Annotated in this window: 3 tRNA genes; all 3 read right to left on the reverse strand. The window is 49.3% G+C overall.

Going from position 1 to position 268, the window contains the following annotated elements:
- Positions 1-16: 16 nt before the first annotated feature.
- Positions 17-98, reverse strand: a tRNA-Leu gene (locus AB3I12_RS13460).
- Between the two features lie 8 nt (positions 99-106).
- Positions 107-179, reverse strand: a tRNA-Lys gene (locus AB3I12_RS13465).
- Positions 180-182: 3 nt separating this feature from the next.
- Positions 183-255: transfer RNA gene (locus AB3I12_RS13470), tRNA-Val, on the reverse strand.
- Positions 256-268 lie beyond the last annotated feature (13 nt).

A 268-nucleotide genomic window follows, 5' to 3' on the forward strand; every position in this document is an offset into this window, starting at 1 on the left:
TAAAAAAATCATATTATGCGGGTGAAGGGACTTGAACCCCCACGCCGTAAGGCGCTAGATCCTAAATCTAGTGCGTCTGCCAATTCCGCCACACCCGCAAAAAATATGAGCCGTACAGGGCTCGAACCTGTGACCCTCTGATTAAAAGTCAGATGCTCTACCAACTGAGCTAACGGCTCATATGGAGGTTAACGGGATCGAACCGCTGACCCTCTGCTTGTAAGGCAGATGCTCTCCCAGCTGAGCTAAACCTCCATGGATAACTTAA

It is taken from the genome of Enterococcus sp. C65 (genome assembly GCF_040887165.1).
Taxonomy (GTDB): Bacteria; Bacillota; Bacilli; order Lactobacillales; family Enterococcaceae; genus Enterococcus_B; species Enterococcus_B hirae.